1 protein-coding gene is annotated in these 429 nt (G+C 51.5%); it reads left to right on the top strand.

Annotated elements, in window-relative coordinates:
• Positions 1-139 precede the first annotated feature (139 nt).
• Entirely contained in the window at positions 140-412 is a 273-nt protein-coding gene (locus ACODR8_RS19985) for a hypothetical protein (protein ID WP_489008857.1), read from the top strand.
• The last annotated feature ends 17 nt before the right edge of the window (positions 413-429 follow it).

Raw genomic sequence — 429 nt, 5'->3', positions numbered from 1 at the left:
TTTTAGACGCCGATCACCCCGCTAACGGGGTCCTTTTTGCACGCCGATCCACAAGAATGAACAAGCAAAAACCCTACGAAAATGCGGAGCGGGAAAGAGCCGCCTAGAGTTTTTCGCTGCTAGAGTTAAATGTGCAGGATTGGCTTCAGAGCAGGAGGATGAACTGCTTGGCAGCGTAAACCAGCTTCTCACATTAGCGGACGATCGCAACCTAATCATACATGGCCAATTCGGCATGATGATCGGACCTAGCGATGAGTTTACAGCCTCGTTCAGCGATATTGGTCTGATGAAGCGTGACAACTATTTTGCCGGGCGGATGGACCCGTCAATGGTGACAGTAGAGCATTTTATGGGTCACGCCGATGCGGTTTTGAACCGCCCCGGGATTGCCGGAGGCCATTTGGTATAAATTATGCGGCCATGGGG

The sequence above is a fragment of the Sphingobium sp. FG58 genome (assembly GCF_057809055.1).
This window is presented reverse-complemented; position numbering and strand designations above follow the sequence as displayed.